Source organism: Streptomyces sp. BoleA5 (assembly GCF_000373665.1).
Taxonomy (GTDB): Bacteria; Actinomycetota; Actinomycetes; order Streptomycetales; family Streptomycetaceae; genus Actinacidiphila.
In genome coordinates this window covers 47,242-69,392 of sequence record NZ_KB892103.1, presented here as the reverse complement: position 1 = coordinate 69,392, position 22,151 = coordinate 47,242, and the positions used below count along the sequence as shown (strand labels likewise).

Below are 22,151 nucleotides of genomic sequence, written 5' to 3'. Positions count from 1 at the left end.
TCATGAGAAGAGACCCGGTCCGGGAGTCGTGGGACCGCATCGACGAGTGGCTGCGCGCGAACGCGCCTCGCACCTTCGCCACGCTTGGGCCGCCCGCGGAACATGAGGAGATAGCAGCAGCGGAGGAGGAACTCGGCGTCACCTTCCCTCCTGATCTGGTCGCGTCACTGCTCCGGCACAACGGGGCTCTGGACGGCGCGGAGGCTTTCCGGTTCAGCACGCATGACCGGCTGCTCTCCGTGAGCGAGATCGTCGGGGACACCAGGTTCATGCGCGCCATCGCCGAGGGCCTGGACGAGGAGGAGGCCGAGTACTACTGGCTCGACACCTACCTGAAGTTCGGTTCCTACGGGGTGACGGCCGACGGTCTCACGATCGACTGCCGCCGGGGGCAGGACTCCTACGGTGCGATCGGACGCTTCTTCGATGAGACCGGCACCGACTTCGGACGGGCCGGCTCGCTGGGCGCGTATCTGGCAGAGCTTGCCGACCAGCTTGAAAGCGGCCGGGACGGGGGTGCTGTCACGTTCAACGGCCGACTGCTCTGGGAGCGGGCCGGGCCCCTCGGACCGGACTGGGGCAGCGCCGACGACCCCCTTCCCCGACGGGACGAGCAACTGCCGGAGCTGGACCTGTCCTGCAGGCCCACCGATGTTCTGCATGTCGTCCACCTCGACGGGCTTGAGGAACTCGGTGCGCTGCTCGCGATCCTGCCTCGTGAACAGGTGGCCGTGGCAGCGCGGAAGCAACTGCGCAGAGTGGCTGTGGAAACGGGCCTGAACAAGTACCCGGAGGTCAGGTCGGTCCTGGACGCGCTGGACCGGGGCGAAGCCCCACCAAGCCCGGAACAGGCCAACCCGCTGGGCCTGCGACTTCGCATGGTGGTCGCGCAGGCGAACACCCGGCGGGACGCTCCTCGTAGGTGGGCTGCGGAGAAGATGGTGCACGGGATCTGGGGCTCGCCCTACAGGTCCGTCTGCGAGAGCGCGAGCATCCGCGGCCACTTCACCGTCGACTGGCGTACGGATCTGCACGAGGACCTGGGCGGTACGCCACTGCCATCGATCCCCGATGACCGCTTCTGGGGGACCCTGCGCAATCCCGCCATCGACTCCACGTGGCATGCGGCTCAATACGCCCAAGACCAGGGCTGACCCCGGGGCTCCGGTTCCACCTGAGCGGTCCATTCGGCCGGCCCCGCCAAAGGGACCGGACCGGCGTCCGGCACGCCGGATGACCGTGGACGCGCGGGACGCCGCCGCCGGGGCCCGGACCGGACCGGGCCCCGGCGGGGCGGGTGGGATCGGGCGGCGTCAGACCAGGTCCGGGCGCTGCCACTCCTCGCCCAGGACGTGGTGCGCCAGGAAGCCCAGCACCGTGGCGTACCACAGGCGGACGTTGTTGGGCTTGACGATCCAGTGGCCCTCGTCCGGGAAGTACAGGAACTTCGCCGGGACCCCGAACCGCGCCAGGTCGTTCCAGAGCGCCAGGCCCTCGCCGATCGGCACCCGGTAGTCCTTGTCGCCGTGGATCACCAGCATCGGCGTGGTGATCTGCGCGGCCCGCAGGTGCGGCGACTCGCGCTCGTACCGCTCGGTGGTGACCAGCGGGTCGCCCTGCCGCCGCATCCAGTAGGCCGGGAAGTCGGTGACCTGCGCGAAGCTGTACATGTTCCACAGGCTCGCGTGGGTGACGATCGCCTTGAAGCGGTCGGTGCGCGTGGCGATCCAGTTGGCCATGTAACCGCCGTACGAGCCGCCCATCATCGCGGTGCGCCCGCCGTCCAGGTCGTCCCGCAGCAGCGCGGCGTCGGTGAGCGCCATGACGTCGTCGTACGGCGCGCCGCCCCAGTGCGCCCAGCCGCGCTCGTGCATGTGCTGCCCGTAGCCGGTGGACAGCGCCGGGTCCGGCAGCAGCACCGCGTAGCCCGCGGCCGCCGCCACCCACGGGTTCCAGCGCCAGTGCCAGGCGTTCCAGCTGGTCTGCGGGCCGCCGTGCACCCACAGCAGCAGCGGGGCCGGGGTGTCGGCGCCGGCGCCCTCCGGCAGCACCAGCCAGGCCCGCAGCGCCGTCCCGTCGTCGGCGGTGGCGTGCACCTCGGTGAGGCTGCCCGGCAGGGCCGTGTCCTGCCCGGGGCAGGGGAGCGCAGCGGGCTGCTGCCCGGCGGTCGCGGCGTCCAGGCGTACGGGCAGCGGGGGGCTGTCGACCGCGGAGCGCAGCGCGTACACGGCGCCGCCGTCCGGGGCGACCACCACGTCCGAGTACGTACCGGAGGCGGTGAGCGCGAGCAGTTCACCGCTGCCGGTGGAGAGCCGGAAGACCGGGCCGTGGCCGCCCTCGTCGGCGGTGAAGTACACCACCGGGGCGCCGTCCCCACCGGGGACCGGGGAGACGACCGGCGCGCCCGGCCACTGGCCGAAACCGGGCAGCAGGTCGCGCCCGGCGTCCCGGTCGTCCGTGGCGCTCGCGAGCCACAGCGTGACGTCACCGGGGGCGTCCCAGGTGACCCGCTGCCGGCGGGCGCACACCAGGTCCCGGCCGTCCGGGGTGAACGCCGGGGCGCCGAACTCCGCGTCGGGGGACTCCAGCATCCGCAGCGGCTTGCCCGTCTCGGCGTCCGCGACGACGACCACGGAGCGGAGTTCGTCGGGGAGGGTGCCCACCGCCGTCGCGTACGCGACCAGCGAGCCGTCGGGGGAGAGCGCGACGCCCTCGGCGAAGGCGGCGCGGCGCGCGCCGCAGTCCGTGGCGACGGGGTCCTGCGCGGCGGCGTCCGCGACGGTGAACACGTGCGGGACGCCGGGGCCCAGGTCGTGGTCCCAGTACCGCACCGGCACCGACTCGTGCAGGATCGCCGAGACCTTGGCCTTCCGGCGGGCCTCGCGCAGCCGCTGGTCCTCCTCGGCGTCCGTCGCGCCCGGCAGCAGGCAGGCCCCGAGGGCGATCCGGGAGGAGTCGGCGGCCGTCGCGTACTCGTCGATGCCGCCGGCCCTGGCGAGCAGCTGTGCCGCCTCGCCGCCGCCCGCCGGCAGGCTCCACAGCGCCGCCTCCTGCCGGTCCTCCTCGCCCTCGCCGGGGTCGGCGGCCGGACGTGAGGACAGGAACAGCAGGGTGCCGTCGGGCAGGAACCGGGGCGCGGACTCGCCGCGCCCGGAGCGGGTGAGCCGCCGGGCCGGGCGCTCCCCGGCCGGGTCCACCTCCCACAGGGCGCCGATGAACCGGGTGCGGTCGGCGGAGAGCTCCTGAACCGCCGTCACCAGACGGGTTCCGTCGGGTGACAGCGCGAGTGAGGAGACGCGGGGCAGCGCGAGGAACGCCGCCAGGTCGTGGAACGCAGTGGATTCGGGCATGAGGATCATCCTGAATCCCGAGGGTGGCCCCGCACCAGTGGCCCCGGCGGCAAATCGTGGTCAAAGACGCAGGCAGCGCCCGCCCGGCGGTCCCGCGCGCCAGGGGCCGACGGCCCGGGCCCGGAAAGGGGTCCCCAGGGCCGCTACAACCCTCCGCGAACACCAGGTGTCTTGTGGGTGACGGAACACCGGGCGTTGCCGGCCGGCAGGCATCCGGCCCGCGGTTTGACGACGCGGCCGCGGAGGACGGCGAGGGCAACCCAGGAGACCAAGGAGGTTCTTCTGTGCGTCACATCAAGAGCGCGGCCCTCATGGCCGCGGCACTCCTCACCCTCGGCGGCGGCGCCCTGCTCACGGCACCCGCCGCTCAGGCGGAGGTGCCCTTCCCGTCGATCGGGTGGCAGCAGCGCAACTGCGACTTCGACGGCAACGGCCACGACGACGTGCTGATCGGCGCCCCCGGCGCCACCGTGTCCGGGGCCAAGGGCGCCGGATACGTCACCGTGCAGTACAGCGGGCCGGCCGGGCTCAGCACCACCAAGCGGTCGGTCCTCAGCCAGAGCACCTCGGGCGTCGCGGGCGCCGCGGAGGCCGGCGACGGCTTCGGACGGGCCGTCGCCACCGGAGACCTGGACAACGACGGCTACGACGACGCGATCGTCGGCATCCCCGGCGAGGACCTCGGCGCGCTCTCCGACGCCGGCGGCGCGGTCGTCTTCTGGGGCTCCCCGACCGGACTGCACGGCGGCGACAGCTTCTGGCTGGAGGACCCCGACCAGCCGCGGGCCGGCGCGAACTTCGGGCGTGCCCTCGAAGCCGCACGCTACTTCGCCCCGGATCCCTCGGACCCCGACGCCAACCCGCGCGACAGCATCGCCGTCCTGGAGAACGACTCCCTGCTGTTCTTCACCGCGGAGCCGGGAACTGCCGCCGCACCGCGGCTGCGGCAGGCGGACCGGGGAGTGCGCGCCCTCGAACGCATGGCACAGGACACCGGCCTCGCCCTGCGGAGTCTCAGCCACGGCAACTACAACGAGGACCCCTGGGCCGACCTGGCGATCTCCGGGGTGACCACGGGCGACCACCCCGGGGTCGGCGTCACCCAGGTGCTGCACGGCGCTCCCGGCGTCGACGACCTCGCGGACGGCGGCACCTTCGAGGGCGGGCCCGCGGTCGTCTCCAGCGACTTCAACCAGGACGGACAGGACGACCTGGCCATCGGCGACACGGGCACGGGCTCCGCGCTCGGCGGATCAGTCTCCGTCTACCTCGGCAGGGGCGACCTCTCGGGCCTGAACCCGACCCCGGCGCAGACGTGGACCCAGGACTCGGCGGGCGTTCCCGGTGTCGCCGAGGCCGGCGACCGCTGGGGCGCCGAGTTGTCCTCCGGCGACACCAACGGCGACGGCCACCCCGACCTCGCCATCGGCGCCCCGGGTGAGGACATCGGCTCCGTCGCCGACGCCGGCGCGGTCTGGACCCTGCGCGGCGCACGGGGCGGCCTCACCGCGACGGGAGCGCGCAGCTTCGACCAGAACACCGCCGGCATCCCGGGCGCGGCGGAGGCCGCCGACCGCTGGGGCGGCCAGATACGGCTGATCGACGCCGACAAGGACGGCCGTTTCGGCCTTCTCGCGGCGGCCCCGGGCGAGAACACGAACGACGGTTTCGTCTGGGTCGTCCCCGCGTCGTCCTCCGGCCTGGTCGCCAAGGGCACGTGGACGTACAACGGCGCGACCCTCGGCGCGCCGACGGGCGACGCGCAGTTCGGCGCGGCGATCGACGAGTAGGCGAACACGGCAGGCGCGTGTGGGGCCGCACCCGGGAGAACCGGGTGCGGCGCCACACGCCCGCACGGACCCGTCGGGCATGCGGTGCCGGAGGGAGCGGCGGTCCCGTCGGCCCGCGGGCGCCGCATGGCGGCTACCATCACGCGCATGCCGATACCCGAGGGGAACGGTCGCGCCGAGCGGGCGGAGCCCGGCCGGTGGCGCGTCACCGTGGTGGACCGTCACAGTGCGGTGGGGCGGCCGCCGTACCTGTCGCGGCCCGACGGACGGCCGCTGGCGCGGCGCGACGACCTGCGCATCCAGGGGGCGACCGGGGAGGTCAGCTGCGTCGACGTCTCGGGACGGACGCGCTGGACCCATGCCTTCGACGGACGCCCCAACGCCGCCCACGTCTCCGGGGGCAGGGTGCTGGTCACCACGGACTCCCTCGAGTACACGCCGTGGGGGTTCCTCGGCCCGGCCCTCCTGCTCGACCTGGCGGACGGCACCCTGGTCGCCGAACTGCGCGGGGAGCGCGGCGCCGCGCTGCGTGGCGGTCGCTTCCTGCTCGGCCTGGAGGGCTACGACTTCTTCGACACCTGGCAGCACGACCGCGACGGCGCCATTGTGGACTCGTGGCGCAGTTACGGCCACTACGTGGTCGGCACCGGCGTCCGTGTCGTCGAGGCCGACCGGAGGCATCCCACCGAAAGCCGCGTGGTGCGCCTGCTGCCGGGCGGTGTGATCGAGCGCGGCCCACGGCTCACGGACTCGGTGGCGCCGCGGCCGGTGGTGCTGGAGGACGGCACGATCCTGGTGCTCGACGCCGGGGTGCTCCGGGCCGTCGACCGCGGCCTGGCCGGCACCGTCCTCGCCGAACTGCTGCCGGTCGCCGCCGACAACACGTCCGGCCTCATCAGCGAGTTGCGCCTCGACGGCGGGCGTCTCACCGCGGTCATCGGCGAACCCGGGCCGGGCCGGCCCACCACGTACACCGTGCACACCTGGACCCTCGCCCTCCACCGGCGTGACGCGCCCACGAGGCGCACCTGACCGACCGCGCGCGCCACCCGATCTCCGCCGTTTCGACGGCGAAGGTCGGAGTGCCGCCGCCCGGACGGAAAGCGGTCCGCCGTCGGTCACGGAGGACGACCGGTACTTCTCCGGGGACGCGCGGCCAGTTCAGGCGTGATTCACCTCGCCGGTGATCTTCCGGAGAGTGGAAGGCAGTGCGGGGACACAACTGATGCCCCGGTTCCGGGGGCCGTCGTTTTTGCCGCCACGATGACTGGAGCCCCCGTCCATCCGATGAGCGCGCTATGAAATGCGGCCGTCCGATCCCGGACGGCCGCCTTTGCCTCTCCGGACCACCGACCGCGGTGCCGACGGCTGCGCCGTGGCGGGGAGCGGCCTCGTCAGCGGGCGGGGTGAGGCCGCCGGAGGCGAACCGCGCGCGTCTCGGCCGAGTGCGCCGCGCCTTCGGCCGAACCGCCGTTCGGCGGCGGGCCGTCGGGGGCTGTTGGGGGCCGTCGCAGGCGATTCGATCAGCTGTTACGCTGCGTTCGCGCCCTCGATCGCGACAGGAGGTGGGAACCGTGAGCCAGCCGACTCTCATGTGCTCCCACCCCGTTCCGAGGGCGCCGAGGATCTGAACGGGAGCGCGTCACCACCCGGAAGGACCTCGCGTGACCGATCTGGTCATCCGCCCCCTCGCCGCAGGCGAGGAAGCACTCTTCGAATCCCTGCCCGATCCCGGCCTCGTCGGTTTCGCCGCCTTCGGCGACACCTACGGCGGGATGGCCGCCGCCGGTGAGTACCGCCCCGAGTGGAGCTGGGTGGCCCTGCGCGACGGCGTCGTCGTCGCTCGCGCCGCGTGGTGGGCCGGGCCGCAGGACGACAAGCCGCTCGCCCTGGACTGGTTCGACTTCACCGACGCCGGTGCGGCCGTGGAACTGCTCCGCACCTCGCCGCTGCGCGCCGAGTACTCCCTCAAACTCCCGCCCGGCTGGCGCGACGTCCCCGCGGTCCGCGAGCAGGCCCGGGCCCGGATCGACGCGGCCGTCGCCGCGGGGCTGTCCCCGCTCGTCGAGCGCTTCCGCTACCGCTGGACGCCGGAGTGCGGCGTGCCCGCGCGTCCGGGCCGGCTCGAGTTCCGCCCCGAGCCGGACGACGCGGCGGTCCTCGACGTCTTCCGCCGCATCCACCAGGGCAGTCTCGACGCCCATGTGCGCCGCACGGTCGCCACATCCGGGATCGAGGCGGCCGCCCAGGAGCAATTGGACTATCTGCGCTGGTTGCCGAGCCCGCGCGAGTGGTGGCGCCTGGCCTACGACGGTGCCGGGGACCTCGTCGGCCTGAGCGTCCCCGGCCGCCACTACGGGGATCCCCTCATCGGCTACATCGGCGTCGTGCCCGAGCATCGCGGCCACGGATACGCCTACGACCTGCTTGTCGAGGCCACGCACAAGCTCGCCGGCGAGGGTGTGGACCGCATCGTGGCGGGGACGGACCAGGCCAACACCCCGATGGCGGCCCACTTCGCCAGGGCCGGCTACCCGATCGCCCAGGAGCGCGTCGACCTGGTCTGGCCCTGACCCCGCCCGCCGGCAGGCGGGGTGCGGGACCCGGGCACACGACCGGGTTCCGCACCCGGCATCCGCGCGCCGCCGCGGCCCGGCGCGTCCGGCACCGGGAGGCGGTCGTGGCGGCCGTGGGCGCGATGGCCGGGCGACTTTTGCCGCCCGCCGGCGGTCAGAGCTCCGCCTGCCCGCCTCACCCGCCGGCGGTCAGAGCTCCGCCTGCCCGCCTCACCCGCCGGCGGTCAGAGCTCCGCCTGCCCGCCTCACCCGCCGGCGGTCAGAGCTCCGCCTCGCAGGCCTCCAGCCTGCCGAGCAGGCTCGCCAGGGCGCCGTTCCACCGCGGGGTCCCCCGCTGTTCCGCGAGGAGGGCGCGCAGCGCACGGACCTCCTCGGCCGCGAAGGACTCGTGACCGGGGTTGTACTCGAACTGCAGGAACGCGACCTGCAGCTCGAAGTACCGGGAGGGGTCCGCGTCGTGGAGCCAGCGGTTGAGCTCCAGCGCCGCGGCGCACTCCGCGCGGGCGCACCGGAGGCCGACCGACGGCTCCACGACGAACTCGACCGTGGTGACGCCGTCGGGTGTGATGAGGCACATCCGCGCCGGGTCCGCCCCGTTCCGGACCATGCCCAACGCGGCGCCGCGCCGCGGGTCTTCCGGCGTGTCATCCATCTGCTCTCTCGTCTCTTCCGATCCGGTGGGGGACGGGCGGGCCCCGCGCCGGTCACCGGCGCGGGCCCTCGCACACGTCAACAATCGGGAAGGCCCGGGCATACCCGATGTGACGGAAGAGATCTCGCGGATTCCTCGCGGATTCCTCGCGGATTCCTCGCGGAGTCCCGCGGGGACTCCGCGACGCCCGGACGGCGAGGGCCGCCGGGCGGGCTCAGGCGCCGGGGAGCCGTCCGGCGAGTCCGGTGACCTGCCGGCGCACCACTTCCCACGCCTCGGGGTGGAGCGTGGCGAGGTCCGTCTCCCGCAGTGCGTGCAGGGCCGCGCCGGTGTCGCCGTCGAACGGCGCGCTCGCGCGGAGCACTTCGTGGCCGTCGCGGACGGCGACCCGCAGGAGGCGTCCGTCGTCCGCGGCGTGCACGGCGGTGGCGACGACCGGGGGCGGGGGCCCGCCCGCCTCACCGGGCAGCTTGTCGTAGGCGCTGACCAGCGGCTCCCGCCAGCGGATGGCGAGCAGGAGGTGCTGCTTGGCCACGGCCTCGGACAGATCGGTCTCGTGGGTCCGGTCCGGCTCCAGGGTGATCGCTCGGGAGTCGAGGACGAGGGCGGCGGGCAGCAGGCAGCGCAGGGTGCTGCCGACGAGGTTGCCGCCGACGGTGGCCGTCCGCCGCACGGCGCCGGTGCCCACACCGGCCGCCGCCCGCCGCAGCACCTCGGGAACCCGTTCGTCGATCCGGTTCAGCACCACCGCCGCGCCCAGCGCCTCGCGTTCGATCGCGTTGGCCTCCGGAAGGTTGCGCAGCGACATGGCCCGCTCGGGGAACCCGTCGCGCTGCCAGGTGGCCCAGACGAGCGTCGCGCCGCCGACGGGCACCGCCCCCTGGGCCATGAACTCCTGTGCTTCGGGTACGGACGTGGGCAGATGCAGCAGCACGGGAGTCGACCCGCCTTCCGGGAGCCGGCGACCGGACGCGAACGTCCAGGTCGCATGATCGCTGGCGCTGGGCATTCTCCCCGTCCACGCGGGAGCGCGTACAGGGCTCAACCGTTCCCCTTGTGCGCCCTCCGTGCGCGAAGTGCCTCCCGCGCGCGGGTCCGGGGCGACGTGGGCCGCCCCGTGGCGGCTGTCAGGCCTCCGCGTGGCGTGCCTCGTGCCGCCAGAAGCCGGAGAAGGTGATGCGGTCCTTGGGGAGGCCGGCGCGGTGCAGGTGCCGGCGGCCCTTGGTGGCGAGGCTCTGCTCGCCGACGACGAAGGCGTACCCGGTGGCGTCCGACGGGGTGTGCCCCCGCAGTTCGGCCAGTGCGACGGAGCCGGGGACGGCGTGGGGGTCGTCGCGTACGACCCAGGTGACGGCGATCCCGGCGGGGGCGTCGAGGTCGCGCCGGTCGTCGGGGGTGGGGACCTCCTGGATCAGGCGGCCCACCGTGTCGCGGGGGAGGGAGCGCAGGATGCCCGTGGCGGCGGGCATCCCGCTCTCGTCGGCCACGACGAGGACCTCGGAGGCGTCCTCCGGGCAGTCGAACATGACGCCCTGGTCGAGGAGCGCCAGCGCGTCCCCGGCCCGGGCGCCGCAGGCCCATATCGCGGCACGGCCTTCGAGTTCACCGTCCGGTGCGCGGTGCACGACGAACTCGATGTCCATTTCGGCCGTTTCCGGACGGAACGCGGCGACGGTGTAGTTGGAGTAGTGGGGACGCTCGGCCGCGGGGATGGCGAGGTAGGGCTGCCACCACCGGGCGCCGGAGAACTCGGGCAGCCGCAGGGCGTCCTGGTGGGGGAGTTGCATGAAGAGGCGGAACCAGTGGTCGTAGCCCATCCACGGGAAGTCGGCGAGGTCGGCGCCCGTCACGGTCACACGGTGCAGGGAGGGGGTGACCCGCTCGGTCCTGACGACCTCGGCGCGGAACATCCGGGGGTTCTGCGGCATGAGCCGCGGGGTCTTCGCCATGAAGGAAGGTTAGCCTAAGTTTACCGAAGTGGAAGGGGGGTGGTTCGAGTGATGGTTAGGTTAGGCTAACCTTCGTTTGTGAGTTCTACGGAAGAGACTGTCACGGCCTCCGGCGTGCGCGGTCACCGGCTGACGGCGTACGACGTGACCGTGTCGTACGACGGGGTCGACGTCGTCCACGACGCGGCGATCACCCTCCGGCCCGGTGAGGTGACCGCCCTCGTGGGCCCCAACGGCAGCGGCAAGTCGACGCTCCTGCGCACGGTGGCACGCCTGCAGCGTGCCCGCCGCGCCACGTTGACACTCGACGCGCACAACGGGACCGCCGCCGACGGGCTCGCCCTGACGGCGCGTGAGTTCTCCCGGCGGGTGGCCCTGCTGACGCAGGGACGCCCCACGCCGAGCGGGCTGACGGTACGCGACGTCGTGGAGTTCGGCCGCTACCCCCACCGGGGCCGCTGGGGCCGCCCCGACCCGGACGGGCCTGCCGCGGTGGACCGCGCGCTGTCCATGACCGGTGTCGCAGACCTCGCCGCCCGCGGCGCGGAGCACCTTTCGGGCGGCCAGCTCCAGCGCGTCTGGCTCGCGAGCTGCCTCGCCCAGGAGACGGGGGTGCTCCTCCTCGACGAGCCCACGACCTACCTCGACCTGCGCTACCAGGTCGAACTGCTCGACCTGATCCGGGACCTGGCCGACGGCCACGGCATCGCCGTCGGCGTCGTCCTGCACGACCTGGACCAGGCGGCCGCCGTGGCCGACCGGATCGCCCTGCTGCGGGCGGGCCGGATCGTCGCCGACGGCCGCCCCGAGGACGTGCTCACACCGCAACGCCTCACCGACGCCTACGGGATACGGGTCGACGTCGACACCGATCCCCTGACCGGCCTGCTGCGCACCCGCGCCGTCGGCCGCCACCACGCACGCAACGAAAGGCCCGTCACCACCCCATGAGACGCTCCATCGTCATCTCCGCGGCCGCTGCCGCCGCACTCGCTCTCGCCGGCTGCGGCACGACCGAGCCGGCCGCGGACAGCGCCGCCAAGGACACCAAGGGCATCACGCTCACCGACGCGAGCGGGGCGAAGGTCACCCTCGACGGGCCGGCGAAGAAGGTCGTCGGCACGGAGTGGAACGTCGTCGAGTCCCTCATGACGCTCGGGGTGGACCCGGTCGGTGTCGCCGACGTCAAGGGCTACACCACCTGGGACACGGCCGTCCCGCTGAAGAACCGGCCCAAGGACATCGGCACCCGCGGCGAGCCCAGCATGGACACCATCGCTTCGCTCTCCCCGGATCTGATCGTCGCCACCACCGACCTGCCGGACGCCGCGGTCAAGCAGCTGAGGAGGATCGCCCCGGTCCTCGAGGTCCGCTCCGCCGACGCGGCCGACCCGGTCGGGCAGATGAAGGAGAACCTGGACCTCATCGCCGAGGCGACCGGCACCACCGCCGAGGCCGGCGAGGCGAGGAAGGCCTACGACACCAAGGTCGCCGAGGGAAGGAAGGCCCTCGCCGACGCGGGCCTGGCCGGCACGCGGATCGCGTTCGCCGACGGATACGTCGCCTCCAACCAGGTCTCCGTCCGCCCCTACACCGCCGGTTCCCTGATCGGCGGCGTCAACACGGCGCTCGGCCTGGAGAACGCCTGGAAGACCGAGGGCGACAAGGACTACGGCCTGGCCGCCACCGACGTCGAGGGCCTCACGGGCCTCGGCGACGTGCAGTTCGCCTACATCGGCAGCGACAGCGAGGGCGACGTCTTCGCCGACGACCTCGCCGAGAACTCCGTCTGGACGTCGCTGCCCTTCGTCAAGAAGGACAAGGTGCACCGGCTGCCCGACGGCATCTGGATGTTCGGCGGCCCGCGGTCGATGGAGGCGTATGTCGACGCCCTCGTCGGCGCCCTGACGAGGTAGCGCTCGTGGCCGTCACCGCAACGACCCCCGCCGCCCGTCCGCACGCGGCCGGCTCCCGGACGGGAGCGGCCGCGGTGACGGCCGCGCTCGTGCTCCTGGTCGCCGCCCTCGCGGTCGTCGACATCACCCAGGGCACCGCCGCCGTCGGCCCCGCCGAGGTCTGGAAGGCCCTCACCGGCCGGGCCGCCTCCGGCGACGCGTCCGTCGTGGTCGCCTCCCGCCTGCCCCGCATGACCGCCGGCCTGCTGGTCGGCGCCGCCCTCGGCATCGCCGGGGCGGCACTGCAGGCGGTGAGCCGCAACGTGCTCGCCGCGCCCGACACGCTGGCCGTCAACGCCGGTTCGTACCTGGCCCTGGGCGTCCTCATGGTCACCGGGACGTCCCTGCCGCTGCTCGCCTCCTCCGTCGTGGCCTTCGCGGGCGCACTCGCCACCGCCGCCGTCGTCCTGTCGCTGTCGGGGCTGGGCGCCGGGACCGTGCGCCTGGTCCTGGCGGGCAGCGCGCTCACCCTCGGCCTGACCTCCGTCACCGAGGGTCTGATCCTGCTCTTCCCGCAGCAGACCAACGGCCTCTACCAGTGGAGTCAGGGCAGCATCAGCCAGAACGGCTTCGACGGCGTCGTGCAGATGGCCCCCGCCGCCGTGGCCGGCGCCGCCGGACTGCTGCTGGTGGCCCGCCGCGTCGACGCCCTGGCACTCGGCGACGACGCCGCCCGCGGCCTCGGCGTCCCCGTCCGCGGCACCCGGATCACCGTCGTCGTGTTCGCGTCGCTGCTGTCCGCCGCGGCGGTGACCCTCGCCGGGCCCATCGGCTTCGTCGGCCTGTGCGCGCCCGCCCTCGTACGGCCGCTGGCCCGGCACTTCCGCACGCTGGTGCGCACCCGCTCCGCACTGCCCGTCATGGGCCTGACTGGCGCGGGCCTGGTGCTCGGCGCGGACGTCCTGCTGCGCGCCGTGGTCCCGGCGCAGACCGCCGTCGCGGTCCCCACCGGGGTCGTCACGAGCCTGGTCGGCGCGGTGTTCCTGGTCGTGATGGCGCTGCGGGCCCAGGACTCCGCGGGGGCGGGAGCTCCGGACCGGATGCGCATCCCCGGCCGCGCGGCGTTCCTGGTGACCATGGTTCTCCTCGTCGCCGTACTGGTCGGGCTGACCGTCGCCGGTGTTCTGCTGGGCGACACCAAGCTGCTCCTGGGCGACGTCGCCAACTGGACACAGGGCAGGGCCGGTCAGGCCGTCTCCTTCGTCCTCGACACCCGCGTGCCGAGGGTGCTCGCCGCACTCCTGGCGGGGGCGGCGCTCGCGCTGTCCGGCACGCTGGTGCAGGCCGTCACCCGCAATCCGCTCGCGGAGCCCGGCATCCTCGGCGTCTCCGGCGGCGCCGCGCTCGGCGCGGTGCTGCTCGTCACGACGGTCCCGGTCGCCGGCGCGTGGAGCGTGGCGGCCGCCGCGTTCGCGGGCGCCGCGGCGACCGCGGTGCTCGTGTTCGGACTCGCGGCGCGGGGCGGCTTCCAGCAGACCCGGCTCGTCCTCGTCGGCGTCGGCGTGTCCGCGGCCGCGACGGCCCTGATCAGCCTGCTGATCGTTCTCACCGACCCGTTCAACGCGACGAAGGCGCTCACCTGGCTGTCCGGCTCCACCTACGGACGGACCGTGCCCGACGCGCTGCCCGTGGCGGCCGCCCTCGTGCTGGGTCTCGCCGTCGCGGTCGCGCGGCGCACCGAACTCGACCTGCTGTCGGTCGACGACGACACCCCGGCCCTGCTCGGACTGCGCCGCGGCCCGGCCCGGCTCGGCTTCCTCGTGACGAGCGTGCTGCTCACCGCGACGGCCGTGGCCGCGGCCGGCACGATCGGCTTCGTCGGGCTCGTCGCCCCGCACGCCGCCCGGGCCCTGGTGGGACGCCGGCACGTCCGTGTCGTACCGGTCGCGGTGCTCCTGGGCGCCTCGCTGGTCTGCGCGGCGGACCTCCTCGGACGTACCGTCATCGCCCCGGCCCAGATCGGCGCGGGACTGATGACCGCCGTCATCGGCACGCCGTACTTCCTGCACCTGCTGCTGCGCACGCGGCGTTAGGTGTACCGCCCGGTGAGGACAGGGCGGCCCGCGCAGCCGGAAGCCGCGGCGGATCCGTTCGAGGACCCGCTCGCGCCTTCTGCTGCGAGGGTGGCGCAGGGGATCCGCCCCGTGGGTTTCGACCGCCCGGCGGTCACACTCCGATGAAGCTCACTGTTTCCGTAAGGTCCGCCCGCCCGGTGCGCACCCGTGGCACGCCTTCCTTCTCGAATCCCACCGAGACACCGCAGAACAGTACGAGCCCGCCGTCGGCCCCGACCGTCTGACGGACCGTCTCGCGGTACATCGTCCACATCACCTGGGGGCAGCTGTGCAACCCTTCCGCCCTCAGCAGCAGCATGACCGTCTGCAGGTACATCCCGGCGTCTCCCCACTGTCCGGGCCCCATCGTCCGATCGACGTAGCAGAACAGTACGACCGGCGCCCCGAACGCCTCCGAGTTCAAGGCGGCGATCCTCCTGGGCCTTTCGGGGTCGTCGCGTTCGATACCCAGTGCTGTGTGGCGCTGGGCGGCCGCGGCGGAGAAGCGTTCCAGATACGGCGAGGTCAGTTCGGCCGGGTACATCGGATACTCCCGCTCATCACCCGGGTCTCCCGCCCGTGCCCTGGCGGTCGCGCGCCCCTTCAGTTCGGCCAGGGGCTCGCCGGCCACGACGTAGATCCGCCATGGCTGGAGGTTCCCGCTGGACGGAGCCCGCGCCGCCGCAGTCAGCACTCGTCCGAGTGTCTCCCTGGAAACCGGCTCCTCGCTGAAGGCCCGAACGGCCCGGCGGCTGTTCACGGCTTCGTACACATCCACGTCGTCCCGTCCTCCCGCTCACGCGTCCGGGGTGCACTCGCCGCCGTCCACGTGCTTGGAGCACGTCCGACGCGGCGCGGTCTGCCGCCCGACGGTACAGGGCTCGGTCAACGCCCGTCCTCGCGGCCGGGCGTGGCTGCGAAGCCGTGGCAGGAGTCTTCGCAAGGACTGGATGGCCGCCGTCGTCCGGCGGCCATCAGACACGGTTCAGGGGCGGGCCGCGGCCGTCGCGGCCGGCTCGTCCTGACGGGCGGCGAGCGAGGCGACGATCTCACCGGCCCGGACGGCGGTGGTGGACAGCAGAGTGGAGGTCAGCCCGTGCGTGTGCTCGGTGCCGCCCTGCAGATAGATGCCCGCCCGCACCTCGGGGGCGACCGCGACGCGGTGGTCGCGGCCGACGCGGAGTGCGTCGCCGTCGTCGCGCAGGCAGATCTTGGCGGACTCCCCGAGGAGGGTGCCGACGTCCTGCGAGCGGTAGCCGGTCGCGTGCACGAGGACGTCCGCCTCCAGGACGTGCCGCTCGCCGGTCGGCAGGAACTCCACCGTCACGTCGAGGCCGTCGTCCGTGGCGCTCACGTCCCGGATGCGGGAGACGTTGAGGAAGCGCAGCCGTTCCCGGCCCTGCACCTTCTCGCGGTACGAGGTGGCGTACAGGGCCTCGATGAGCTCCATGTCGACCACCGAGTAGTTGGTGCCGCGGTGGTAGTCGAAGAGGGACTGCTTCACCTCGGACGGGGAGCCGAAGTAGAGGTCCACCGCCTCGGGGTCGAAGATCCGGTTGGCGAAGGGGCTGTCGTCGGCGGGCGTGTAGCCGTACTTGGCGAACACCGCGCAGATCTCCGCGTCGGGGAAGGCGCGGTGCAGGAAGTCGACGGCCTCGGCCGCGCTCTGCCCGGCGCCGAGGACGACGGCGCGGCGCACCGGGGCGCCCGTCGCGGTCAGTTCGGCGACCCCGGGCAGCAGCCGGCTGTTGTGCCACACGCGGTCCGACAGCTCGGTGCCCGGCGGCAGATGCGGCTCGAGCCCGACGGCCACGCTGATGTTGCGGGCCCGGTGGGTGACCGTGCGCGTGGGGTCCTGGGGGTCCCGGCACGTCACGTCGAGGTGGTCGACCTCTCCGTCGGCGCCGCGGACGGGTGTGACCGACGACACCTCCGAGGAGTAGTCGACGACGGGGGCGACGCGTGCGGCGGCCCACTCGAAGTAGTCGTGGAACTCGACGCGGAGCGGGAAGAGGGTCTTCTGGTTCAGGAAGTCGACCAGCCGGCCCTGCTCGCGCAGGTAGCACAGGAAGCTGAAGTCGCTGGTCGGATTGCGCATGGTGACCAGGTCCTTGAGGAACGACACCTGCATCGTCGCGTCGTCGATGAGCATGCCGCGGTGCCATCCGAAACGTGGTTGCCGTTCCAGGAAGCGGGCGGTGATCCGCCGGGAGTCGGGGACTTGTGCGTTGTGCTCCTCGATGGCTATCGCCAGAGCCAGATTTGACGGCCCGAACCCGATTCCCAGGACGTCGTGGATGGTGTCCGGCTCACTGAGCGGTGCTGTCACCGTTGCATCGCCTCCCTATGCGCGCCACATACTAGATAAGGTAAGCCTAACCTTGCAATAATCACCGAAGGGGAGGCCGCCCATGCGGGTCGTCATGTTCGGTTACCAGACCTGGGGACACCGGACGCTGCAGGCCCTGCTGGAGTCGGATCACGAGGTCGTCCTCGTCGTGACCCACCCCAGGAGTGAGCACGTCTACGAGAGGATCTGGGACGACTCGGTGGCGGAACTCGCCGAGAAGCACGGGGTTCCCGTGCTGCTGCGCAACCGTCCCGACGACGCCGAACTGCTGGAGACCATCAAGGCCGCGGCACCCGACATCATCGTCGCCAACAACTGGCGCACCTGGCTGCCGCCGGAGATCTTCGACCTCCCGCCGCACGGCACCCTCAACGTGCACGACTCCCTGCTCCCCGCCTACGCGGGCTTCTCCCCGATCATCTGGGCACTCGTCAACGGAGAGGAGCGGGTCGGCGTCACCGCCCACCGCATGGACGGCGAACTGGACGCGGGCGACATCCTGCTGCAGCGCTCGGTGCCCGTCGGCCCCGACGACACCGCGACCGACCTCTTCCACCGCACCTGCGACCTGATCGCGCCCCTCGTACACGAGTCGCTGGACCTGATCGCCTCCGGCCGCGCCGAGTGGACGCCGCAGGACCGCTCCCGCGCCAGCTTCTTCCACAAGCGCTCGGTCGAGGACAGCCGCATCGACTGGACCTGGCCCGCCGAGGACCTGGAACGGCTGGTACGGGCGCAGTCCGACCCCTACCCCAACGCCTTCACCTACCACCGCGGCGAGCGCATCAGGATCGTCTCCGCCGCCGTCTCGCAGGCCCGCTACGGCGGCACCCCCGGCCGCATCTTCATCCGCGAGGGCGACGGCGTCGTCATCGTCGCCGGCGCGGACGCGCGCGGCGGCCACCGCAAGGGGCTGCTGGTGCGCACCGTCCGCACGGACGACGGCACCGAATACGCGGCCGGCGACTGGTTCCGCGCCATGGGCGGCTACCTGACGACCCGTCCGTGACGGCCGCACTGGCCGCCTCCGGGCCGCTGCCCGCCCTGCGCGTGCTCGGGGGCCGCACCGTCGTGGTGAAGGTGGGCGGCAACGCCATGGGCGACGGCTCCCTGCTGCGCACCTTCGCGCAGGACGTCGTCCGCATCCGGGAGGCCGGGGTGCGGGTCGTGGTGGTGCACGGCGGCGGCCCGCAGATCAGTGCCCAGCTCGACCTGGTGGGCATCGAGGCCCGCTTCGTGGGCGGGCTGCGGGTCACCACCCCCGAGGTCCTGGACGTCGTGCGGATGGTGCTGGCCGGCAAGGTCCAGCGGGACCTGGTCGGGCTGCTCAACGAGCACGGACCGTACGCCGTGGGCCTCACCGGCGAGGACGCGCACACGCTGACCGCGGTGCGCCGCTACGCCGAAGTCGACGGTGAGATCGTCGACATCGGCCTCGTCGGCGAGGTGACGGAGGTCAACACGGCCGCCGTGGACGTGCTGCTGGAGCACGGCCACATCCCCGTCGTCTCCTCGCTGGGCCGGGGTACGGACGGCCAGATCTACAACGTCAACGCGGACGCGGCGGCCGGGGCCCTGGCCGCCGCGCTCGACGCCGAGGCGCTGGTCGTCCTCACCGACGTGCCCGGGCTGTACGCCGACTGGCCGCGCCGGGAGCGGGTCCTGGACCGGCTCACCGCTGCCGAACTGGAGGCGATGCTCCCGCTGCTGGGCGATGGCATGGTGCCGAAGATGGAGAGCTGTCTGCGGGCGGTGCGGGCGGGAGTCCGCAGCGCCCGCGTACTCGACGGCCGTGCCCCGCACGCGCTGCTGGGCGCGCTGACGGCGGGGCCGGGCGGCGCAGGTACGACCGTCCTTCCCGCCTAGGTGTTCGTCCGGGGAGGTTCGCCGGGGTGGTGGCCGGGCCGCGGCTGCGCGTGCCCGTCCGCCCCGGCGGACGTTCCGGATCAGGTGCGCCGGCCCCTGTCGGCCGGTCGCCCTCGTCTCCCGGCCCGGGCGGGATGCGGCCCCCCTCGGCGGCGAGCCGGGGGCTGGGACTTCTCGGTGTCCGCGCGGCCCGCCCGTGTGGTCGCCTCGATCAGAAGGGGGCGTGAGGGGCCGAAGCCGTGAGGACGCGTCGGGCGGTTCGGTGAACGTCACGTGCGCGAGGGACGTGGGCGCCCCGGTGTTCGGCGCGTGGAGACGCGTGATCTCCGCCGCCGACTCGGCCTTCTGCCGCGCCGGGACGGTGTTCCGCGTCGTGACGACGTGGTGGACGGGCGTGGGCGGCTCCGATCAGCCGCGTGAACCCCCGTGACACGGCAGGCCGCAGCCGTAAGCGCCACAGGACTGCGGCCGCCGGGCCGCCTCGGAGTCACTCGGCGGCGACGGGGACCGCCTCGTGGTGGCGGCCCATGGGGATCACCAGCGGGGTGCCGCTGACCGGGTCGGTGGTGACCTGGCAGCGCAGGCCGAAGACGTCCGCGACCGTCTCCGCGGTGATCACCTCGTCCGGCGGGCCCTCGGCGGCGATCCGCCCCGCCTTCATCGCGATGACGTGGTCGGCGTAGCGGCAGGCCTGGTTGAGGTCGTGCAGGACCATCACCACCGTGCGGTGCTCACGGCGGTTGAGGTCGGTGACGAGGTCCAGGACGTCGATCTGGTGGGCCAGGTCCAGGTAGGTGGTCGGCTCGTCCAGCAGGAGCACGGGGGTGCCCTGGGCGACGGCCATGGCGATCCAGGCGCGCTGGCGCTGGCCGCCGGACAGTTCGTCCACGGGCCGGTCCGCGAGATCGGCCATGCCGGTGGCCGCCAGTGCCTCGTGGACGGCCAGCTCGTCGGCCTTGGACCACTGCCGCCACCACGTCTGGTGCGGCGAACGGCCACGGCTGACCAGGTCGATCACCGTCAGCCCCTCCGGTGCCACCGGCGTCTGCGGCAGGATGCCCAGCTGCTGGGCGAGTTCCCGGGTCGGCACCGTCCGCAGGGCGCGGCCGTCCAGCTCGACGACACCCTGGCGGGGCGCGAGCAGCCGGGCCAGGGCGCGCAGGAGGGTGGACTTGCCGCAGGCGTTGGCGCCGACGATGGCGGTGATGCGGCCGGTGGGTATGTCGAGGTCGAGGTCCTCGACGACCAGCCGGTTGTCGTACGCCAGGTGCAGTCCGCGCGCCCGCAGGTCGGGTCCGGTGGCGGTGGGGGCCGCGGCGGCGGGGGCGGGGTCGGTGGTCGCCATGGGTTCAGCCTCCTGAGCCCGCGCGGTTGGCGCGGATGAGCAGCCAGAGCAGGACCGGCGCGCCGATGACGCCGGTGATGATCCCGACGGGCAGTTCCGTACCGGGAACCGCTTCACGTGCGATGAGGTCCGACCCCAGGACGACCAGCGCGCCGGTCAGTCCCGAGGCGACCAGGGGCGGCCACGCCGTGCCGGCCATCCGCTGGGCGATCTGCGGCGCGGCCAGCGCCACGAAGGCGACCGGGCCCGCCGCGGCCGTACCGAAGGCGACCAGCCCGACGCCGAGGAGCAGCAGGGCCAGCCGCACCGGCTGCACGGCGGTGCCGAGACCGGCCGCCACGTCGTCGCCGAGCTGCAGGATCCGCAGCCGGCGGCCCATGCCGAGGGCGAGCGGCACGAGGACGGCCATGGCGACCGCGAGCTGCGTGACCTGGTCCCAGGTACGGCCGTTGAGGTTGCCCACGAGCCAGCCCAGGGCGGCCTGCGCCTCGAAGCGCTCGCCGCGCGCGACCAGGTAGTCCGTGGCGCTGGTGCACATCCAGGACACGCCGATGCCGACCAGGATGATGCGGTAGCCGGTGGCGCCGCCCTTCCAGGCCAGCGCGTAGACGAGCAGCGCCGTGACCAGCGCTCCGAGCAGGCCCAGTCCCTGCGTGCCCAGGCCGCCCTCCCAGCCGAGCACGATGCCCGCGACCACGGCGGTGCCCGCGCCCTCGGTCAGCCCGATCATGTCGGGGCTGGCCAGCGGGTTGCGGGTCATCGTCTGGTAGAGCGCGCCGGAGATGCCGAAGGCTGTGCCGACCAGCAGTCCCACGAGCGCGCGGGGCAGCCGCAACTCCCTTACGACGAGCACCGTTCCGGGGTCCCCGGCGCCGGTCAGGGCCTTGACCACGTCGGTGAACCCGATGGGGTAGTCGCCGAGGGTGACGCCCCAGCAGAAGAGCAGGAACACCGCGGCGAGCAGGCCGGCGCACAGCGCGACCAGTCGCGGCCGGAGCACTCCGGAGACCGGCGGGGCCGCCAGGCGGAAGGGCCGGCGGCCGCGGAGGGGGGCGAGGGCGGTCACGGTCAGACCTCCGCGAGTTTGCGCCTGCGGACCAGGGCGATGAAGAACGGGCCGCCGATGAAGGCGACGAGCACCCCGGCCTGCACCTCGGTGGGCCGGGCGACGACCCGGCCGAGGATGTCGGCGGTGAGCAGCAGGCACGGTGCGAGCACCGCCGACAGCGGCAGCAGCCGGCGGTGGTCGGGGCCGATGCCCGCGTACTGGGCGAGCACCCGGGCGACGTGCGGCACCACCAGGCCGAGGAAGACCACCGGGCCGATCACGGCGACCGACGCGCCGGTCAGCAGCATCACCGCGACGACCCCCTGCAGGCGTACGAGGCCGAGCCGGCGGCCGAGCGAGGCGGCCACGTCGTCGCCCAGGGCCAGGCTGTTGAGCGCGGGGGCGGTGGCGAGCGCGAGCACCGCGCCGACCGCGAGGAACGGCAGGATGCCGCGGACCACGGCGGCGTCCTGGTCGGCCAGGGTGCCCGCGGACCAGAAGCGGTAGCGGTCCAGGGCGTCGGGGTCGGTGAGGACGATCGCGTTGGTCAGCGAGAACAGCAGGAAGGTGACGGCGATTCCGGCCAGCGCGAGCTTCACCGGTGTCGCGCCCGAACGGCCCGTCCGGCCGAGCAGGAAGACCAGCACGCTGGTGCCGAGGGCGCCGGCGAAGGCGAACCAGATCGTGCCGTACAGCGAGCCGATCCCGAACAGGGCGACGGCGAGGACGATCCCGAAGGACGCGCCCGCGCTGACCCCGAGGATGCCGGGGTCGGCGAGCGGGTTCCGGGTGAGGGCCTGCATGAGCGCGCCGGACAGCCCCAGGGCCGCTCCCGCGGTGAGACCGAGGACGGTGCGGGGTACGCGGACGGTCCAGACGATGTTGTCGACGAGATCGCTGGAGGGGTGGCCGAAAAGCGCCCGGACGACCTGGTCCGGGGGGATGTCGACGGCACCCAGCGCGATCGAGAGCACGCACAGCGCCATGAGGGCGGTGGCGAGCAACACGACGAGCAGGACTGGGCGCGGGCTTCTGCGGGCGGTCACCGGCCTGGCTCCACGGCCACCATCCTTAGGTTAGGCACACCTTAACCCTACCGCCGTGGCTGTGCGGCGTGCCCCGCGGGGAGGGCTATCAAGTTAGGTAATCCTTACCTTAATATGGCGAGCGGTCGCGGCTCGTCCGAGTCGGATCCGCACGTCTGGGGAGGCACGGG

18 protein-coding genes are annotated in these 22,151 nt (G+C 73.4%); 9 read left to right on the top strand and 9 right to left on the bottom strand.

The genetic code is table 11. The features are described from left to right. The first annotated feature begins 2 nt into the window (after positions 1 to 2). On the top strand, positions 3 to 1,154 hold the full coding sequence (locus tag B085_RS0118720) for an SMI1/KNR4 family protein (RefSeq protein WP_018560106.1): 1,152 nt from the start codon (positions 3 to 5) through the stop codon (positions 1,152 to 1,154). Positions 1,155 to 1,313: 159 nt separating this feature from the next. Here the strand turns inward: B085_RS0118720 and B085_RS0118715 are convergent, their stop codons facing one another. Continuing rightward, the gene (locus B085_RS0118715) at positions 1,314 to 3,350 is read right to left on the bottom strand and encodes a S9 family peptidase (protein WP_018560105.1); all 2,037 of its coding nucleotides are present in this window, start codon (positions 3,348 to 3,350) and stop codon (positions 1,314 to 1,316) included. Positions 3,351 to 3,634: 284 nt separating this feature from the next. On the opposite strand from B085_RS0118715, the gene B085_RS0118710 reads away from it, so the two are divergent. The 3 genes from B085_RS0118710 to B085_RS0118700 all read left to right on the top strand — a co-directional run bounded on the left by B085_RS0118710 (position 3,635) and on the right by B085_RS0118700 (position 7,713). Next, a complete protein-coding gene (locus tag B085_RS0118710) occupies positions 3,635 to 5,140 on the top strand; it encodes an FG-GAP-like repeat-containing protein (protein ID WP_018560104.1) in 1,506 nt (501 codons plus the stop codon). Between the two features lie 147 nt (positions 5,141 to 5,287). After that, positions 5,288 to 6,172: a hypothetical protein gene (locus B085_RS0118705; protein ID WP_158689763.1), complete on the top strand. Its 885-nt coding sequence runs from the start codon at positions 5,288 to 5,290 to the stop codon at positions 6,170 to 6,172. A gap of 632 nt (positions 6,173 to 6,804) precedes the next feature. Continuing rightward, complete coding sequence (locus B085_RS0118700) at positions 6,805 to 7,713, top strand: GNAT family N-acetyltransferase (RefSeq protein ID WP_018560102.1); 909 nt, start codon at positions 6,805 to 6,807, stop codon at positions 7,711 to 7,713. Between the two features lie 262 nt (positions 7,714 to 7,975). On the opposite strand, the gene B085_RS0118695 is transcribed toward B085_RS0118700, so the two are convergent. The 3 genes from B085_RS0118695 to B085_RS0118685 form a co-directional block, all read right to left on the bottom strand. Continuing rightward, entirely contained in the window at positions 7,976 to 8,368 is a 393-nt protein-coding gene (locus tag B085_RS0118695) for a hypothetical protein (protein WP_018560101.1), read from the bottom strand. Positions 8,369 to 8,582: 214 nt separating this feature from the next. Continuing rightward, positions 8,583 to 9,302, bottom strand: a complete 720-nt coding sequence (locus B085_RS0118690) for an FAD binding domain-containing protein (protein ID WP_018560100.1) — start codon at positions 9,300 to 9,302, stop codon at positions 8,583 to 8,585. 193 nt (positions 9,303 to 9,495) lie between these two features. Continuing rightward, positions 9,496 to 10,317: a siderophore-interacting protein gene (locus B085_RS0118685; protein ID WP_018560099.1), complete on the bottom strand. Its 822-nt coding sequence runs from the start codon at positions 10,315 to 10,317 to the stop codon at positions 9,496 to 9,498. A 78-nt stretch (positions 10,318 to 10,395) separates the two neighbouring features. Between B085_RS0118685 and B085_RS0118680 the strand changes: the two genes are divergently transcribed. Genes B085_RS0118680 through B085_RS0118670 form a run of 3 tightly spaced genes read left to right on the top strand, consistent with a single transcriptional unit; the run spans position 10,396 to position 14,305 of the window. Further along, positions 10,396 to 11,268: an ABC transporter ATP-binding protein gene (locus B085_RS0118680; protein ID WP_026251189.1), complete on the top strand. Its 873-nt coding sequence runs from the start codon at positions 10,396 to 10,398 to the stop codon at positions 11,266 to 11,268. After that, positions 11,265 to 12,233: an iron-siderophore ABC transporter substrate-binding protein gene (locus tag B085_RS0118675; RefSeq protein WP_018560097.1), complete on the top strand. Its 969-nt coding sequence runs from the start codon at positions 11,265 to 11,267 to the stop codon at positions 12,231 to 12,233. The genes B085_RS0118680 and B085_RS0118675 overlap by 4 nt, the downstream gene beginning before the upstream one ends. A 5-nt stretch (positions 12,234 to 12,238) precedes the next feature. Further along, positions 12,239 to 14,305: an iron ABC transporter permease gene (locus tag B085_RS0118670; protein ID WP_018560096.1), complete on the top strand. Its 2,067-nt coding sequence runs from the start codon at positions 12,239 to 12,241 to the stop codon at positions 14,303 to 14,305. A 133-nt stretch (positions 14,306 to 14,438) separates the two neighbouring features. Here the strand turns inward: B085_RS0118670 and B085_RS0118665 are convergent, their stop codons facing one another. Further along, positions 14,439 to 15,104, bottom strand: a complete 666-nt coding sequence (locus B085_RS0118665) for a nitroreductase (protein ID WP_018560095.1) — start codon at positions 15,102 to 15,104, stop codon at positions 14,439 to 14,441. A gap of 207 nt (positions 15,105 to 15,311) precedes the next feature. Beyond that, positions 15,312 to 16,655 carry a lysine N(6)-hydroxylase/L-ornithine N(5)-oxygenase family protein gene (locus B085_RS0118660; RefSeq protein WP_018560094.1) on the bottom strand — a complete coding sequence of 448 codons (1,344 nt, stop codon included), beginning with the start codon at positions 16,653 to 16,655 and terminating at the stop codon, positions 15,312 to 15,314. 82 nt (positions 16,656 to 16,737) lie between these two features. Between B085_RS0118660 and B085_RS0118655 the strand changes: the two genes are divergently transcribed. Together B085_RS0118655 and argB are read left to right on the top strand one after the other, a co-directional pair. Continuing rightward, positions 16,738 to 17,685 carry a methionyl-tRNA formyltransferase gene (locus B085_RS0118655; RefSeq protein WP_018560093.1) on the top strand — a complete coding sequence of 316 codons (948 nt, stop codon included), beginning with the start codon at positions 16,738 to 16,740 and terminating at the stop codon, positions 17,683 to 17,685. Beyond that, entirely contained in the window at positions 17,682 to 18,542 is an 861-nt protein-coding gene (gene argB, locus B085_RS0118650; protein ID WP_018560092.1) for an acetylglutamate kinase, read from the top strand. The genes B085_RS0118655 and argB overlap by 4 nt, the downstream gene beginning before the upstream one ends. 487 nt (positions 18,543 to 19,029) lie before the next feature. Here the strand turns inward: argB and B085_RS0118640 are convergent, their stop codons facing one another. From B085_RS0118640 to B085_RS0118630, 3 genes are read right to left on the bottom strand one after another with little or no spacing between them, the layout of a single operon-like run. Continuing rightward, on the bottom strand, positions 19,030 to 19,887 hold the full coding sequence (locus tag B085_RS0118640) for an ABC transporter ATP-binding protein (protein ID WP_018560090.1): 858 nt from the start codon (positions 19,885 to 19,887) through the stop codon (positions 19,030 to 19,032). A gap of 4 nt (positions 19,888 to 19,891) precedes the next feature. Next, positions 19,892 to 20,953, bottom strand: a complete 1,062-nt coding sequence (locus B085_RS0118635; RefSeq protein ID WP_018560089.1) for an iron chelate uptake ABC transporter family permease subunit — start codon at positions 20,951 to 20,953, stop codon at positions 19,892 to 19,894. Between the two features lie 2 nt (positions 20,954 to 20,955). Further along, complete coding sequence (locus tag B085_RS0118630) at positions 20,956 to 21,921, bottom strand: FecCD family ABC transporter permease (RefSeq protein WP_199789220.1); 966 nt, start codon at positions 21,919 to 21,921, stop codon at positions 20,956 to 20,958. Between the last annotated feature and the right edge of the window lie 230 nt (positions 21,922 to 22,151).

Coding starts and splice junctions, on each gene's coding strand:
- B085_RS0118720 (WP_018560106.1), top strand. CDS start 3: ATGAGAAGAGACCCGGTCCGGGAGTCGTGGGACCGCATCGACGAGTGG.
- B085_RS0118715 (WP_018560105.1), bottom strand. CDS start 3,350: ATGCCCGAATCCACTGCGTTCCACGACCTGGCGGCGTTCCTCGCGCTG.
- B085_RS0118705 (WP_158689763.1), top strand. CDS start 5,288: ATGCCGATACCCGAGGGGAACGGTCGCGCCGAGCGGGCGGAGCCCGGC.
- B085_RS0118695 (WP_018560101.1), bottom strand. CDS start 8,368: ATGGATGACACGCCGGAAGACCCGCGGCGCGGCGCCGCGTTGGGCATG.
- B085_RS0118685 (WP_018560099.1), bottom strand. CDS start 10,317: ATGGCGAAGACCCCGCGGCTCATGCCGCAGAACCCCCGGATGTTCCGC.
- B085_RS0118675 (WP_018560097.1), top strand. CDS start 11,265: ATGAGACGCTCCATCGTCATCTCCGCGGCCGCTGCCGCCGCACTCGCT.
- B085_RS0118655 (WP_018560093.1), top strand. CDS start 16,738: ATGCGGGTCGTCATGTTCGGTTACCAGACCTGGGGACACCGGACGCTG.
- B085_RS0118640 (WP_018560090.1), bottom strand. CDS start 19,887: ATGGCGACCACCGACCCCGCCCCCGCCGCCGCGGCCCCCACCGCCACC.
- B085_RS0118630 (WP_199789220.1), bottom strand. CDS start 21,921: ATGGCGCTGTGCGTGCTCTCGATCGCGCTGGGTGCCGTCGACATCCCC.